Origin of the sequence: Clostridium sp. D33t1_170424_F3 (assembly GCF_015667585.1) — a bacterium.
Classification (GTDB): domain Bacteria; phylum Bacillota; class Clostridia; order Oscillospirales; family Acutalibacteraceae; genus Anaeromassilibacillus.
In genome coordinates this window covers 64,430-81,900 of record NZ_JADPEG010000016.1, presented here as the reverse complement: position 1 = coordinate 81,900, position 17,471 = coordinate 64,430, and the positions used below count along the sequence as shown (strand labels likewise).

Below are 17,471 nucleotides of genomic sequence, written 5' to 3'. Positions count from 1 at the left end.
TGGTCTTATTGACCGTCTCAAAGACAAACTGCAGGTTTTCCGCATCCATGCCCATTGTGAAGTCGTACAGGTATTCCCTGCCGCCGACCAACGCCGGCTCCGCGCCGTTCACAGAAACGGAACGGAACACTTCGTTTTCAAGCCGCGGCGCGAACGCCAACTGCAGTTCCGTGCCGCTGTCCACGTCCTTCTGGGTGTACTTGCCGATCAGGTCTGCCAGCTTCTGCTCTTCGCCGTTCACCTTCAGCGTTACGTTCTTGCCGTAATTGACAATTACGCTGCGGTCCTCCTGCGATACGACTACATCCAGCGTGGGCTGATAGCCAACCAGATTGATTACGCCGTCCGCCAGGACAAAGCGGCCCTGCAGCGTGTAGGTACCGGTAACATTCGGGTTATAATCGCCCGGTTCCCAGGTCACAGCCAGCTCTTTCTCGCTGCCGTCCGCCAAAGTGACTTTTACGGTCTTCGGCAGATTCAGACTTTCAAATGCCTTGCCCGAAGACACGCCAAGCTTCTCCAGCTCCGACACGCCCAGGATGCACTTTTCAGTGCTGACGGCAAACGGGATCACAGCACCCTCGCCCTCACCGTTCTCATAGTAGGTAAAGTCTTCCACTGTAATGCTGATGTTTTCATTATTGTTGGAGCCATTGGTTGCAAAAACGCCAATCTTGACATCGGCTGCGTTGGCAACGCCGGAGCTTGTTACTTCACGAAGCTTCGTCCAGTTGGTTCCGTCATAGCTGTAATAGCCGGTAAATACATTGCCCTTGCGCTCCAACTTCAAGTATGCAGGGGCATCCTTATCGGTTTCAATTGCAACCGGGGTTTCGTCATATCCATTTTCAAACTTCATCAACTCAAAGCAGTTGCCGCCAAAGTTGCTGTGGTATCTTCTCATCATGGAAATGACATTTTTATTGTCGACAAACGCTGTCAAAGAAATGGTCTGGAATGCTTTTTCCAATCCACCGCTCACTTTCACGGTCGTGGTAAAGTCCTTATTGCCAATGGACTGCACGATCATGTTCTTCGGCAGGCCCGAGAGGTCAGCGTTGCCGTCGATGTCGCCCGCCAGAGAATTCTGCACAAGGGAATTCGGGCCGGTGTAGGAGATATGCTCGCTTCTTTCACGCTGGATTTCCCATGTATCCCGGTCAAGCGTATATTTTTCCAGCTCTACCGTAACGGTGCAGGAATCGCTGACGCTTGGATCCACCGGAGATTTTGCAGTGACAACCGCCGTACCGGGCCGCAGGCCGGTAACTGTTCCGTTTCCATCCACAGAAACGATTTCCGGATCGCTGGACTCCCAAATCAAATTGGAGATCATCGGTTTTTCCGGCGTAATGGTTGCATTGATCCGCTGACTGCGATTGCGTTCGACCGTCATCTCAGACTGATCAAATTTGATCGTTTCCGCCGCGGAGGGCTTCTCTTTACTCAGTCGAACGGCACAGCCGCCGCCCTTTTTCACGGGAATCGTCAAAGTGTCTTTTGAAGTCACCTTCTGGAATTCCATCTTCATGGAGCGTGCATCGGTTCCGTCGTCGCGATAGATCGACGCATAATATTCCTGTCCTTCATCCAGGAAATCGAGCGGGAATTTCGCGTCGCGCGCATCGGTGGAAATCGCCGCCGCATACCATTCCTCGCCGCTCTTACGTGCGAGCGCGGTATATTCGCCCGGGTAGCCGTCGATAAAATGATAGCCGTCCCAAACAGCCGGGAAGTTTTTAAAGAAAGAAATACCGCCGCTGCTCTGATAGTCCTCTACGCTGCTGGCAAAGCAGTGCAGACCGCTGGTATACAGCACGGAAACAGCCATCTGGAAGCCGATGGTTGTGGAAGAGCCGCGCGGATAGACCGTTTCCGTCACATCCGCCGGGCCGACTGCATTGCGGGTAAACGGCATGATGGTGTACTGCTCCGCCTTGAGGTCGCCCATCTCCTGGCCATAGATGCCCTCACGGGTCAGGATATTCGGATAGGTGCGCACTTCGCCGGTCGGTTTATTCGCACCGTGTGCATTGACTACCAATCCCAGCTCTGCGCATTCCTTGTAAATGTCCTCCATCAGCTGGACCCTGTCCTGATTCTCGCGGTCGAAGAAGTCCACCTTGATGCCCTTGATGCCAAGCTCCGCCCATTTAGGCAGGCGCGCGGCCCGTTTCTCCGGCGTATTGAGGTCGTCGCAGTGTACCCACGCCAACAGCCCGATGCCCACTTCGTCCGCATAGTCGCGCACTTCCGGGAACCAGTCGTATTCGCCCCAATAGCGGCCGCCGTCGCCCTGTCCGGAGCCGGGTCTGGGCTGCCAGCCCTCATCCATGATGAAATAATCCCAGCCCATCTCCGCGGAGAAGTCCAGATATTTCTTAATCGCATTCGGATCGCTCTGCATGCCGGCGTAACCAACCAGCCAGGTCCAGGAGGTAATGCCCGGTTTCGCCCAGGAGTAGTCCATCTCCGAATCAGGATCGGGGCTCAGGTTCTCCGTCATGGTATTGACGTTGATGGTACCCAGATCACCCGCCACGACAAAGCGCCACGGGAAAGCAAATGCTCCGGTGACCACCGCGTCGCCGCTCTGTTGTGTGGTGGCGCTTACCTTTAGAACGCCGTTTTTCGCAACAACCATGGAGCCCATGTAACCGGCGATATCCGCCTCGGAAATCATACCGAAGGTGCCGTCCGGCGTCTCATACAGGAGCGGCATGGTCTGGTTGCCGCCAAGGGACTCCACTGTATTCTCATAGAAGAAGGACTCGTAAGAGAAGTTCCCGCTGCCGTACGCCATCGACCAGACTTTGGATTTCGCCGGAAGCTGGAAAGTGGTAGCCTCGTCCTGAACTTCTATTTCTTCGCCGTCTTCCGCCTGCACGGTATAGCGGAATGCCATGCCGTCGTCGTAGGAGCGGATCGTGACGTCAAAGCCGACGCTGTCCTTTTCAAAGGAAATCACACGTTCATTATAATGGTTCTTATACTCATCCAGCTTGCGGGCATGGACGGTATAGGTCTCGTCCACCTCTTTGGACTCTGTCACACCGACAAACGTCAGGCCCTCTGTAAAGTCCGCAACGCTGGTAGTCATGCCCATTGCGGAGAAATCCAAAATGGATTGTCCGTCCTGCTGCGCGGAATAGGCGAGCTTTCCATGATCGTCCAGCATGAAGACCGCACCGGTCTTTCCATCCGGAGAGGCAATGGACCACACCCTGCCTTCCACTTCGGAGCCGATGATAAAATTGACTTCCGCGGTTTTCGTGATGCCTTCAAGCGTTACCTCGCAGGTAATGGTCGCCAGGCCGTTCGCCAAGCCGGTGACAACGCCCTTGTCATTCACCTCCGCAATACTGTCGTCGCTGCTGGTGTAGACGACGTCCGCTTTGGAGAGGTCCGCTTTGGAATCGTCGACAAGCGAGCCGCTCAGGCTGAGCTTTGCTTCGTCACCAACCTCCAGCAGCGTCTTGTCCGCAGATGCGGTGACCATACGCAGATCCTTCTGTACGGACGCGTCAAAAACCACTTTTGCATCCGCCCAGACGCTGTGGTCGGAGTTGTTGCTGCCATCCGCCTTATCGGTAATCAACGTCAGAAGTTTGGTTCCTTCGGGAATTTCCAAATCCAGAAACTCTTGTACATCGGACTCCCGCATCATTTTGCTGCGGTAAATTTCCTCATCATCCGCTTTTACGATAAAAATAACCGTACCGTTTGTTTTCGTGTAGTTGACACCGATATAGGACTGAAAGCGCATAGCGCCGCGTCCCTCAATGTCATATACCACCTCAGAATCCGCATGCGCGCACAGGCCCTTATCATATACTTTGGTTCCGCCGCCTTCTGTACGCAATTTAAGCGGCAGGTCCTCGTACCCCTCGTCGATCATCAGGCTCTGCCAACCGACCTGCGCGCTCACATATTCCATATCGCTCACATAGCGTTCTATGGTTTCCGCTTCCGGGTCGGCCGCATCTTCCACCTGTTCCATGGCGGCGGCCTCCAGCAGTGCGGCCGGATCCTCCGTCTGCGCCATAACCGTTGCTCCGCTGGCCATCGCCATCTGCGCCGCCAAAATCAGCGCAATTGCAGAGCGAAGTGCATTTCTTTTTTTCATTTTCTCCTCCTGTTCCGCTCCAAATGAAGCAGTTTTTTTCTTTTTACAACTCGCCAAACGCGGGACTTTTTCCCGCCAACCGATCTCCCCAAAGTCACTCCTTTCCAAAATATCCGTCTAACCTTCTATTCAATGAGTCAATTCATTCGTATTATAGCATTGTCATTTAATATTTTCCAGTTGTTTTGAACATTTTAGATTATTTTTACAAGATATTTTTTGATTGGACATATTTTTCTAGAATTCACGGGCATGATCTGGATTTCTTAATCAGAATGTGCTACAGTACGGTTGACGGGGCAATAGCGTCTTCCGCCTCTCATGCGGCAGCCCGGCGAGTCGCCGGACCGGACAGCCATTCCCGATACCGGGAGAAAAACAAGCCTCGCCGTGTTCCGGATACACTGCGTGTATCAACAGACACGGCTGCGGTTGCATTTCTGAATGAAGCTTTTTGTATTGTCCCGTCACCACTTAACATATGATAGGGAGGGGATTGTATGCTGCGCACACTGGAGGATTTCTGCCGCGCAGTCTACCCCGGTCTCCCACCGGAGCAATTCCGGAAAAACATCCATCAGCTCGCCGCCTACGCCGACAACCGTAAGCGCCGTAAGAGCTATCAGGAATGCTGGATTCCAAAAAAGCATGGCGGTGCACGGCGTATTCTGGCTCCGTCCTCCGGACTGAAGCAAATCCAGCGGACCGCCGCCGCACTGCTGGCCAAAGGCGACGTTTCATCCTGTGCTACCGCCTATCGGACCGGGTATTCCATTCTGGAAAACGCCGTCCCCCATACGGGCCGCGAGCTGCTGGTCAAGCTGGATATCCGGGACTTCTTTGGCAGCATCCGTTTTCCCGCTGTTTTTCACGCGATTGACAATGCCCTGCGCCGGAACCCGGAGGTTGGCCGGCACTGTAAAGCCTACCCGCGCGGCTGCCGCGAATCGCGCAACTACAACAGCGTGCTCAGCTTTTATCTGGCGCAGTTCTGCACGCTGAACGGCGTTTTGCCGCAGGGCGCGCCCTCCAGCCCCGTCCTCTCCAATCTGGTCTTTTACCCGCTGGACTGCAGGATTGCCGCGTATTGCAAAAAGCGGAGCATTCAATATACCCGCTACAGCGACGATATGACCTTCTCCGGCTGTTTTCATCCGGGAGCGCTGATTCGTTTTGTCCGCCGCCTGCTGGCGGAATACGGCTTCACCCTGAACGAAGAAAAAACTGTCCTTGCGGGACGCGGATGCCGGAAAAGCGTGACCGGCGTTACAGTCAACGAGACGCCTCAGGCAAGCCGCTCTTACCGCCGCAACTTGCGCCAGCAGATCTATTACATCCGCCGCTTCGGCTTGCGGGAGCATCTTCTGCATTTGGGGCGGACGGAGGACGCAGGCCAGCCGGAACGATACCTGCGCCAATTACTGGGAAAAGTGTCGTTCGTTTTGCAAATATGTCCGGAGGATTCAGAATTCCAGCACTACCGCGCCTATTGCCTGGGTCTGCTGCGAGCGCACACCGGCGGAAATACACCGTAAAAAGCCGAATGTTTCCCGCTTTTTTCCTTTCGAAACACCGTGTCAGAACTTGACATAACTTAGGAATTCCCATATAATCAAACCATAAATATCGTCCGGTCTTATCATTGACCGGCGGTCCCCATCATACCGGATGCGGCCCGGCTTATGTGCGGACAAAAGGAGGATTAAGTAATGAATAAAATTATCAAAGCAATCTGGTTTGTACTCACGGCAGCTCTCCTGGCATACTTTTGTGGCGTATCCGCATATCCGGAGGATAAATATTGAAACGATTGGTCTCCTTATTACTGGTCCTGACGCTTGTCGTCTGCGGCGGCGCGGTTGCCTTTGCAGACGACAACGCCGACATGCCTACTGCCTATGCGGCCAGTAACACGTTTACCATTGACAACACCTCCCTGGCGGTTAAAATCGGGGAAAGCGCTATGGTCACCGCGTATGAATACGGCTTACCGATCATGAACGCCACATGGACGGTCAGCAACCCCAGCATCGCTTCCGTCAGCAACGGTATGGTCACGGGCAAGCAGCTCGGCACCACGGCGGTCACCGCCACCAACAGTTCCGGGCAAAGCGTCACCTGTTATGTTCACGTAATCCTCAAAGGCATCGACGTATCCGCCTGGCAGAAAACCGTGAACTGGAGCACCATCGCCGCACAGGGCACCGATTTTGCATTGATCCGCACCGGCTATGGCAAAACCGCTCCGGAGGTGCAGACCGACGCTTATTTTACAACCAACTACGACGGTGCAACACGGAACGGCATCAAGGTCGGCGTTTACCACTACAGCTATGCGGAAAACGTGGAAGACGCGATCGCGGAGGCCAATTTCTGCCTGAGCATTCTCAACGGACGCAGTCTGGATTACCCTGTTTTCTATGATATTGAGGATACGGTACACCGCACCATGGACAAGGAGCTGATGGCCGACGTAGTGGAAGCCTTTTGCACCCGGATGGAAGAAGCAGGCTACCGCACCGGCATCTACAGCTCCGTCAGCATCTTCAACTCCAATCTTGCAAGCCCGCGGCTGGACAAGTACGACCGTTGGGTGGCAAGCTGGGGCAAGGATGTCCCCAATTTCGACAAAGCCTACACCATTTGGCAGTATGCGTATGGAACGCTGCCCGGTGTGGATGGCAACGTCGATTTGAACTATTCTTTTAAGGATTATTCCAAATCCGGAACGCCGGTCGATCCCAGCACCCCGAGCACGCCATCCCTTAAATGCGACACAACATCCTATACTTTTAGTAACAGCGATGTGTATTATTACAAAGTGTTTACAACAAGCAACACCGTTCCCACCGCGGCATCTTCCGATCCAACCGTTGCAACGGTTACCTTCGGCAAAAAGGTCAGCGACGGCTACATCTTCCAGATTAACAACGTGGGACAAGGGTCGGCGGTCATTACCACTACTGCGGCGGACGGGGCGTCCGTCAGCTTCCCGGTTACCGGCACAAAGAGTACTGCCACAACATTGCGCTGCGACACCAATTCCCCCTATGTATTTGGTTCCAACAGCGCATACTACTATAAAGTATACACTGCCAGTGCCACAGCGCCTACGGCGGTTTCCTCCAATCCGGCGGTCGTTTCCGTCCAGTTCGGCAAGAAGGATTCCGACGGCTATATCTTCCAGATCAACAATGTAGGACAAGGCACGGCGGTCATCACTACCACCGCGGCGGACGGTTCTTCCTGCAGCTTCCAGGCTACCGGAAATAAATCTGCTTCCAGTACGCCGACCGCGCTGCGCTGTGATACCACCACTCCCTATACCTTCGGTTCCAACAGCGCGTACTATTATAAGGTATACACCACCAGCGCCACAGCGCCTACGGCGGTTTCCTCCAACCCGGCGGTCGTTTCCGTCCAGTTCGGCAAAAAGGATTCCGACGGTTATATCTTCCAGATTAACAACGTGGGACAGGGTACGGCGGTGATTACCACCACCGCGGCGGACGGTTCTTCCTGCAGCTTCCAGGCTACCGGAAACAAATCCGCTTCCAGTACGCCGACCGCACTGCGCTGTGATACCACGTCCCCCTATACTTTTGGTTCCAACAGCGCGTACTACTATAAGGTATATACCACCAGTGCAACGGCACCTACGGCGGTTTCCTCCAACCCGGCGGTCGTCTCCGTCCAGTTCGGCAAAAAGGATTCCGACGGCTACATCTTCCAGATCAACAATGTAGGACAGGGCGCCGCAGTGATTACCACCACCGCAGCGGACGGTTCCGCATGCAGTTTCCAGGCGACTGGCAACAAGGCGGCTTCCTCCGGTACGCCGTCGTCCTCCAGCCTGATCTGCGATACCACCGCGCCGTTCACCGTTAAAACCGGAAACTTGTATACCTTCCTGTTTACGCCCAAGGGGAATATCGGGACTCCGCAGTTTACCACGGGAAACGGCAGCGTTTTGGCAACAGCCGGACTGACCCTGCGCAACGGTTCTTACCTGCTCACGGTCAAGGGAATTTCCAAAGGAAGCACCGGCGTTTACGCAACATTGCCCGGTCAGCAGCCGGTAAAATACTGCACCGTTACGGTGGCATAAAGCATAACAAAAACATAGAGCGCATTGCTTTAATCAGCAATGCGCTCTATTTATTTTCGATCATGGACGCCAATTTTATAACTGAAACAGAAAATGTCTTTGGGTTTAACTGACCATTCATTTCAAAGGTATTTTACGATCTGTCATCAATCACAAAAGTGTTTTCACATCAATAGGGATTTCCTCCCCATTATGCATTTGCAACGCTCCTTCTATTCCAGCTAACCATCGGCAAACATGTCAACCGCCATTAAGGGATTCTGCGCTCGTAAACCAGGTCGACAATCCCGTCATACCGCCGGGTTGAGAGCAATTGCAGCTTATACTCTGCGCTGTGTTTATGAAAAAGCGGAACGCCGTCCCCAAGAATCGTCGGAATAATGGAAATGCAGTACCGGTCTATCTGGTCCGATTCCAAAAGCTGGTTTACAATCTCCGCGCCGCCGCAGATCCAGATATTTCCGCCGCCGTTGTTTTTCAGCTCTGACAAAAGTTCCGACGGTTCCTTTTGCGTAAAAGTAATTTCCTCCGTAGACGCCAGGTTCCTATGCGTCAGCACATAGCTTTTCTTATCGCTGTAAATCCATCCATCCGGCGACAGCTCCGTGGCAATCTGACGATAGGTTTTATAGCCCAGAATCACCGTGTCAATTGAATCATAGAACGCGGCATAACTTCCCTCGTTCTCCGGATCTGAGCCATCTCCCCTGAGCCAGGCGACGCCTCCTTCTGTATCGGCGATGTACCCGTCCAGACTCATGGCAATATATAAAATAACGTGTCTCATAGAATCTCCTTCGTCTTCTAAACTTTGGAGGAAAGCCTATTTGGATTTCCTCATTCATCAAATTACACCCCATAGCAGCAAGTTCTTCCAGCTCAATCCGCCGCTTTTATTTCTCTTCCGCCTGTGAGGAAAGCTTCTTCTTTTTCCGTCTTTTACAATAAGGAGCGCCCTTTTTCTCTGATTGATGATGCTCCATGCAGGCCACGCAGTCGCCATGGCGCGGACAGTTTTTCCATTTGCAGGTACATGCCTCTTTCCCGTTTTCCAGCACTTTGCATCCCTCCAATATTTTTCTCAATTCTATCATATCCGATTTAGAACAGGCCTTTTCAAAACCGTGATTTTTTAATCTTTTATTCAGCAGGATTTCACATTTTTCAGCCGTCGGAAGCTCTGCTTCCGCTAACGGCGTGAGGTTATTATACCATAGGACCTTTAAACGTGCCCATGGTAATATACGGTATTTCAAACGCTTAAAAAACACCGTCCGCCGCAATCGCGACGGACGGTGTTTTTTATCATTTTAGTACAAATTGTATGTCTCTTCTCACGTTATCTTTCTGCTGCGAATATTTCCGCAACCGGACTACCGAAGAATAAAGAGACCCGAATACATTGCGTTATCCGCGGACATAGACCGTCCCGAACATCTGCATCAGCCAATCGTCACCGTGCAGTGCTTGACAGCAGCAGCCCCCGGCAGGGTAGTGTACACGCCTGTACTTGTGCCCGGCGCGCCAACCGCCCATACGCGGAAGTAATACTCGTTGCCGATCTTCGCTACAAACTGAGTCTTCAAAACATCTTTGTTTCCGACTGTAAAGCTCGGAGTGAGTGTGTCACCGTTGACAACCGTCATCTTAAAGCAGTATGCTGCGCCTCTTCTGACCCGGAAGTCCACGGTCGTGTCGGAACGGACATATGCCGCTGCCGCCTGCACATTGCCAGCCGCGCCGATCACTCCGGAGGAACCGTAACTGTTATCCTGCACTTTGCTGGTGCTGCCCTTGCCGCTGTTGTTCGGCTTCGGCGCATCCTTCAGCTCCAGTGCTTTGACAGAAGCGACCAGTTCCGTATCAGCGGCGTCAACCTCTTTCTGTCCAACTGTATCGCTGTACAGAGCCGCAAGAGCATTGGCCAAAGATTTCTCAAAGACCTTTACGGACTCTTCCGTATACTTGCTGGTATCGATGGCCTGCGCCGCGGTGACGTCCTCCTGAAGCTTGGTCTTATCCGGGATGAGACGAAGAGCAGACATCGCTTCGAGCAGTTTATCCGTCGCTGCCTTAATTTCAGTCGGTGTATTCTCAGCCGTGATTTCCTTGGCTTCTGCCAAAGCGGCGAGGAACTCTTCCTGGCCGGCTTCCAGATACTCTTTTTCCAGCTTCGGAACGATGATCTCCGCGCGTGCGATCACCTCAAGCAGTTCGCTCAGGTCGTTCTTTTGATACTCAAGGTTTTCAATCGCATCGTGCAGCTCATGATAGGCATTTTCCACTTCGGCTGCGAGCGGTTCATCTTCTGCAGCCACTTCCTTCGCATCGGCCAGCTTCTCAACCAGCACGGCCCAGGTTTCGGAGGTGTAATCCTCTTCGGTCAGGTTTTCTGCGGTAATAATCAGCTTCTCCAGCTCTGTGGTATCGCCCGCCGCAAAGCTGAGATAGTGGAACGCGTCGATCAGATCGATCCAGGCGTTGTCAATTGCTTCCTGGCTGGCGGTCTTATCGTCCGCAACGGCCTGCGCCGCTTCCAGGGCAGCATCAAACTTCTTCTGTACCGTCTCTACTGCAGCTGCATACTCCGGCCCTTCCGCAAGCTCCGCCGCCTGCTCCAGAACCGTATACAGGACCTGCTTGTTGACGATGGTAAAGGCAAAGCTGACATTCTGATCCAGCATACCCATCTTACCAGTATAATCGTAACCCAGCGTATCGGTGTCCTTATCAAAGACGACCGCCTTGCCATTGACCGTGATTGCGGAGAACTCTCTGCCCTCTACTCTGGGAGCAAAGCGCAGGGTGTAGCTGTCGCCATCCATGACGGACGCCTGATACTTGCCGACCAGATTCGCCAGGCGGGTGTCTTCACCGTCCACCGTCAACTGCGCCGCGGTGTTGAAGGTCACGTTGAGCGCATGCTCTTCCTTCGGTCCATTGTTCTGCGTGAAGGTGAACCAGTTGAGGTTCAGGCCGCCGGTCGTCATCAGGACCTTGATCTTATACTTGCCGGCCTCCAGATACACGCGCGGGCCTTCCTTGGTAACCCACTTCTGCCAGCCGCCGGTTCCGCTTGTGGTAAAGGAAGCAATGGTGTTGCCCTTGATCTGCATTGCAAAGGAGGACTGCACCAGCTCATCCTGACCGCTGGAAACGCGGGCTGCAATATCATAGTAGCCGGATTCCAGAATCTCAATGTTGTAAATGGCGTATTCGCCCTTGTCGCAATAGCCCAGGTTCTGGCCGCCGTCGGTATCGCTGCAGTTTTCTCCGCGCATGGTGGAGGAAATGCTTGCAAAATCTTCCGCGGCCTTGATCTTGGTCTCTTCGCTGCCAACCTGGATGTACTTCGCTTCCATGCTGGTATCGAAGCGGAGATAGTCAAATTTTGCGGTGATGTTGCCGCCCGCCTTGGAACCGTCGGAGGCCAGCAGGCCAATCTTCGGATCCGTATAGTTGGCGGTCGCACGCACGCCCATATCGTGATAGGTTTCGCCGTCCGCGCTGACCGCGCCGGTATAGACGTTGCCGCGCTTGGAGAGCTTCAGGTACATGGTATTGTTCTCATCCGAGAACATGTCGGCCAGATCGGCGTTTGCTACCAGCTGTGAATGCGAACCGGAGCTCTCCTGCGAAATAAACATATTCGCACCGGGTCTCTGGCTGCTGGTGGAATTGTTAAACTCCATGCGCAAGGTAATATAGTTGTTCTCATCCTGCATGGCGATCATGCCGATTTCCTGATATTCGCGGTAAGGTTTCTTATCAAAGGTAACCTTTGTATACGCATCCCAGTTGCCCGCGGCAGACTGGGTAACGTAGTTCCTCAGATTGTCGTTCGTCTGATAAAGATCGCCCACCTCTGTGGTGATGCAGAGCGCGCCGTCTTCCATTTTAAATGTATCCGGGTTCGGACGGTGCAAGGTCCAGAAGCTGTTCAGTTCCGGCCCATCGAACTCATCGCTGCGCGGTCCCTGGGACATCCGGACCGTGTACTTCATCGCCTGATCCGCACTTTCGCAGAGGATGGTCGCAACCTTGTTAACCGCGTCATAGGAAACGCTGTAGGAAACGCCGTCCGGTACGTCCGCGGTGATCTCCGGCACTGCCTCCAGATCTTCCACCAATACAGAATAGGCGGTAATCGTGGATTCAAAGTCCTGCAGGGATTCGCCGTTTACCTGGATATCATCGGCGTATGCGTAGGTCGGGTTGTCAAATACCGGCGGCAAACCGGCTTCATCTGTAAAGATGACCTTGTAAATGCGTTCTTCCATGCCCTCGTTGGCATAGATGACTGCAATGGGGCTTTCCTGCGTAGCCTGGACTACTTTAACGTCCACGCCGGCCGGCGCTTCAACAGAGATTTCCGGAATCTCAGCGCCGTCGCTCAGTTTGGTATATACTTCATAGTCAAGCACCAGCGAATTGAAAACGGCGATGCTGCGTCCGCCGACCTTCAGGCTGCTGATCATCGGATCGCCCGGCTCGCTCTTTTCCACGCTGAACCAGCGCTCGCCCGGCTGATAGGTGCTTTCATAGTCCAGATTGTGCATACGTGCAAAAGAGGGAGATTTGATCAGGCAGTTCAGCACGTTGATCGCGCTGCGCTGCACCTCGCCGAGCGTCAGGACGCCGGCGTTGACCGCATTGACAATGGAATCGGCTTCATCCGCAACCGGCATCGCGACGTCGTTCTGCGCGCGGACCATCGCGGCCTCCTGCCGGAGCAGGCCCTCTTCGTTCTGGTTTGCCCACCAGTCGGTCATGACCATATTTTCAAAGCCCCACTCCTTGCGCAGGGCGGTTGTGCACAGGTCATAGTTGGAAGAAGCCCAAATGCCGTTGATCTTATTATAAGAGGTCATGATCGTGCCGGGGTTCGCGTCGCGCACCAGAATTTCATAGCCCTTCAGATAAATCTCACGCAGGGCGCGCTCCGACACGCGGGAATCGTTGTTGTTGCGGTTTTGTTCCTGGTTGTTGGCCACAAAATGCTTTGCCGAAACCACAGCGCCGCTCTTCTGTACGCCGCGGGTCACCGCCGCGCCGGTCATACCGCTGAGCAACGGGTCCTCGGAGAAATATTCAAAGTTACGGCCGCAAAGCGGGTTGCGGTGAATATTCATGCCCGGTCCCAACGTGACGTCAACCTCGTTGAGCAGCAGTTCCTTGCCGTAATAGTTGTGCAGCTTTTCCACCAGATCGGTGTTCCAGGTGCAGGCCATCAGCGTTCCAATGGGCATCGCGGTCGCAAGCTCGCCGTCGTCCATGCGGATACCGGATGGGCCGTCGGCACAGCAGCCGATCGGGATGCCGAAGCTCTTCAGGCTCGCGGTGAGGCCGCCGAACGCAGAAGCTGTACCCGGGGTGACCTTCGGGCTGTTCATTCCTTCGCCGCGGCACAGGTACGCAACATCCGCCAGCGGAAGCTGCGCTACAAACTGTTCCATGGTGACAGTATTGTTGTAAACGTCCAAAAGCGAATACCCTTTATCGCCCGTCATTTCAATCGTTTCGGGCAAACGCTCCTGGATGCGTTCCTTAACGTCCACCGTACGGGTGGGAACCTTCTCCGTGCCTTTGACAATTTCGCCGTTCTCCCCTTCGGAAGCGGTCATACGGTCAAACGCCTTGTCCGGCTCCACCGCCATGATCTCTTCCAGCTGCTCCACTACGCGGAGTTCCGGCTCCTCGTGGGTATAAACCGCTTCGCAGTCGCGTACGGAAGTTCCCACATAGACGGGATAATTGCCCGCCTCCATGACATAGGCGGATTTATGTCCGGTTTTGCCAGCGTCGTCGTAGGAAGCCATGTTATCGACGTCGTAGGAAATCGTCATCTCCTGGGAATCTCCGGGCTGCAGCAGGCCGGTCTTTGCAAAGCCGGCCAGAGATTTGACAGCCTTGCCCAGCTTGCCCTGCGGCGCGCCGTAATAGACTTCAACCACTTGTTTGCCCTTATAGTCGCCGGTGTTCGTCACGTCCACCGTGACTTCAATTTTGCCGTCCTTTTCCTCCACGGACTTTGTATCCACCGTAAATTCCGTGTAGCTCAGGCCGAAACCGAAGGGATACAGCACCTTGTCCTGCGCAAAGGTTTCAAAGTAGCGGTACCCTACATAAATATCTTCGGTATAGTTGTTGTATGCGTTGTTTCCAAAGCTGTTGGCAGACGGATAGTCCGCATACGATCTCGCAATGGTGTCGCTCAGCTTGCCGGAGGCAGGTACATCGCCGCTGACGACGTCCGCGACGGCCTTGCCGCCCTCCATACCGCCGTGCCATACATACATAACGGATTCCACGCCGAGTTCATCCACCCAGCTCATGTCGATCACGTTGCCGACATTCAGCAGTACTGCCACACGATCGAACTGGGCAGTAACCTTTTGGATCATGTCGCGCTCATCGTCGGTCAGGAGGAAGCTGCCCTTTGTGTTGCTGGCGTCCTTGCTCTCGCCCGCGGTACGGCCGAGAACGACAATCGCCTTATCAGATTTGGAAGCGGCGTCCGCTGCCAGCTCTTCAGTTACGGGCATTTCCGCCTGACTCCAGGGTTCCGTCCAGTCGCCGATTCCTACGGGCGGGTTCTTTTCGACCCAATCCTCATAAACCTTCGCTAAATCTTCATTAATATGAATTCTTGGATTTTTACGGAAGCCTTCAAGGATGTTTGTCACATGGTCCACGTTTACTTTACCGCCAGAACCGGTGCCGCTCTTGAAATAGTTGATTTGAATACGACCGAAAACCGAAACCGTCTCATCCGCTTTTACAGGCAGCGTCTGCCCCTCATTCTTCAGCAGGACGGCGCCTTCCGCGGCTGTCTGACGGGAAAGATCCGCAAAACCAACCTCCACCTTCGCTGACACCGACGCAAACGGTAACGCGGATACCAAACAGCAGACACTGCACAAAGCAGCAATGGACCGTCTCCAGAACTTGTTTTCTGACTTTTTCTTTTTCATTTTCTCGCTCCTCTCCTAAATCCAATTGAAATGTTCCGAAACTTACATACGGCCTCCTTTCTTATCAATCCATCTAATTAAATTAGCCGGATTCCTAGTTTTTCCAATAATACGCTAACTATATTAAATCATTCCTTCAAACAGTTGTCAATATCTTTATCCATATTGCACATACATTTTTTATTACATCAAGAAAATCGCCAGATTTTCTACTTTTAAATGCAACAAAAAATCCTTTTCCCGAATTAACCAGAGTACATTCAGGAACTGGTAGGACACCGTTGTTTTTTTATTACATCAAGAAAATCACCAGATTTTCCACAGCAAAGCGGGCATGCCATATGGCATGCCCGCTTTCAATCGGCTAAAGGCCCCTTTTATCCCTCCAGCCAGGTATTCCATTTTTCCAGATTTTCTTTGTCGCTCAGCAGGTGATAGCGCAGCATGGGCTCGTCAAACTCCACGCCGCAGACCTGCGCCCGCAGAGCATATTCCTTGAGAAGCGACCAGATCGCCGGAGAATACGCCTTTATCTGCGCCTCCGTCTCCGCATCGGCAAAAATGGCCTCCTGAAATTCCATCCTGTTCTGAATCCGCTGCACCGTTTCAAGGTCCAGCACGTCGCAGGGGTACTGCCCCAGTTGCTGCGTCATCCAACTGGCGAGCATCTGCTCCACTGTGTTTAAATCCCGCAGAATCTGTTCTTCCGTCATGCCCGGCGTTTTGAGCTCCCAAAGCGGCAGAAGCGCGTCCGACTGAAAATAGTTGTTGTAAACACCGCCCGCCTGGCTTCCCAACACCTGCACCAGGAACGGCTCCATCTCAAATACTTCCCCACGGCTCCACTGAGCGGTCAATTCCTGCAACACGGCGTCTTCCCGCCCGGCGAGCGATCCCACCATCCAGACAACCAGAGGCGCCTGGATATAATGCAGAAATTCCTTGCGCCCCTCGGACTCGGAAATCCGCGCTTCATCCATCGGTGCAAACGAAAACAGCGCCGGGTCCTTTACCTTTATATATAGGTACTGATTGAACAGCGAGGCAAACTGCGTTTCCGGCTGAATGCCCGCCGCCGCGCGCACGGCTTCCGGCAGCGACGCCACGGACCGGTTTTCATAATAGGTGGCCAATCCTTCATAAAACCAGAGCTGGGGCGCGGCGTGGAACCGCTGTGTGGGAAACGCGGTATCAAAATACGCGTGAAACATCCGGTGGCTCAACAGCTCCCAATCCCGCTTGCTGGTTTCATCAAAGGTTGCGCAGACGGAGCCGGCCCCCGCGCCGCCGATGACCGCTTCGCCGCCGCCCGGCAAAAGTATCGCCTGATACGGCCTGTCCTGCCTGGAAAATTTCTGCTGGTAATAGTTGTCAAGCGCGGCAATCCCCTCCAGCGTCTGCCCGGACAGGTCATTTTCCGCCCCGGACAGCCGGTATACGCGCAACCCTGTATCCTGCTCCGGCAATGCGCACGATGTAAACCGGCCCATGGCAAAGCAATCGTTGTTTATATGGTAAGCGTCCATCCAGGTCAGATCCGTCAGCTCTTCAAACGGAAGGACAGCCGTCCATCCTTCACGCAAGTCCATTCGAACACTGAGGCGGCTCACAACGACCTCCTGCTCCGGGAACCCATCCGTATAGAACTCCATCGGCAGCAGCAGCGCCTGCCCGCCGTCAAATACGCAGTAGTCCTCCGTCACCGCGCCGCGATGTCCATGCTTGCCTTCCGCGCCGATCGGCACATCGTATACCAACTGGATTTCTTTTCCGCGTCCCAGTGAACACGCCAGCGTATCCTCCGTTTCGCGTATTTCCCCGCCGTCCACATCCCGCAGTGTCACCTCTTTATCGCCGGTATACAGCGCCACCTGTCTGTCCCTGGAGAAAAACGAGCTGCGCAGCTTTAAGGTAACCTCCAGCGTGTAAGGTCTGTCCTGGGGGGCGGACACGGTAAATTCCATTCCATATCCCCGGTCAACCGCCAGAAATACTGCCGCACCGCCCAGCAAAATCACCAAAACGCATATTCCCGCGCAAAGCGCCCATTTCTTCCATTTTTTCATCCATTTCCGCTCCATTTATCAAGGTGCTTTTATCATACTTCTTCCGGCATCCCCTTGTCAACTAAATTTACGAACTGGATACTATCATTAATTTTTTTCTACATATCATTTGCAAATTGTCTTTTCTTCCAAAGGAACCCCCCTGCAATCAAAAAAACCTCCCCTACTTTTTTGCCTGCCTTTCCCTGTATAATATT

General features: G+C 53.6%; 7 protein-coding genes. 2 read left to right on the top strand and 5 right to left on the bottom strand.

The genetic code is table 11. The annotated features are described in order from the left end of the window. On the bottom strand, positions 1-4,126 hold a 4,126-nt coding region (locus I4V53_RS11250), incomplete at its 3' end, for a glycoside hydrolase family 97 N-terminal domain-containing protein (protein ID WP_195985791.1). A 500-nt stretch (positions 4,127-4,626) separates the two neighbouring features. Here I4V53_RS11250 and I4V53_RS11245 point away from each other — a divergent pair. Together I4V53_RS11245 and I4V53_RS11240 are read left to right on the top strand one after the other, a co-directional pair. After that, positions 4,627-5,661: a reverse transcriptase family protein gene (locus I4V53_RS11245; RefSeq protein ID WP_195985790.1), complete on the top strand. Its 1,035-nt coding sequence runs from the start codon at positions 4,627-4,629 to the stop codon at positions 5,659-5,661. A gap of 266 nt (positions 5,662-5,927) precedes the next feature. Next, on the top strand, positions 5,928-8,234 hold the full coding sequence (locus I4V53_RS11240; protein ID WP_195985789.1) for a GH25 family lysozyme: 2,307 nt from the start codon (positions 5,928-5,930) through the stop codon (positions 8,232-8,234). Positions 8,235-8,484: 250 nt separating this feature from the next. Here I4V53_RS11240 and I4V53_RS11235 read toward each other — a convergent pair whose 3' ends face one another. The 4 genes from I4V53_RS11235 to I4V53_RS11220 form a co-directional block, all read right to left on the bottom strand. Continuing rightward, entirely contained in the window at positions 8,485-9,021 is a 537-nt protein-coding gene (locus I4V53_RS11235) for a dihydrofolate reductase family protein (RefSeq protein ID WP_195985788.1), read from the bottom strand. 106 nt (positions 9,022-9,127) lie between these two features. Continuing rightward, positions 9,128-9,505: a hypothetical protein gene (locus I4V53_RS14040; protein WP_286167124.1), complete on the bottom strand. Its 378-nt coding sequence runs from the start codon at positions 9,503-9,505 to the stop codon at positions 9,128-9,130. A gap of 171 nt (positions 9,506-9,676) precedes the next feature. Then, entirely contained in the window at positions 9,677-15,208 is a 5,532-nt protein-coding gene (locus I4V53_RS11225; protein ID WP_195985787.1) for a glycoside hydrolase family 3 C-terminal domain-containing protein, read from the bottom strand. A 377-nt stretch (positions 15,209-15,585) separates the two neighbouring features. After that, the gene (locus I4V53_RS11220; protein WP_195985786.1) at positions 15,586-17,274 is read right to left on the bottom strand and encodes a hypothetical protein; all 1,689 of its coding nucleotides are present in this window, start codon (positions 17,272-17,274) and stop codon (positions 15,586-15,588) included. Between the last annotated feature and the right edge of the window lie 197 nt (positions 17,275-17,471).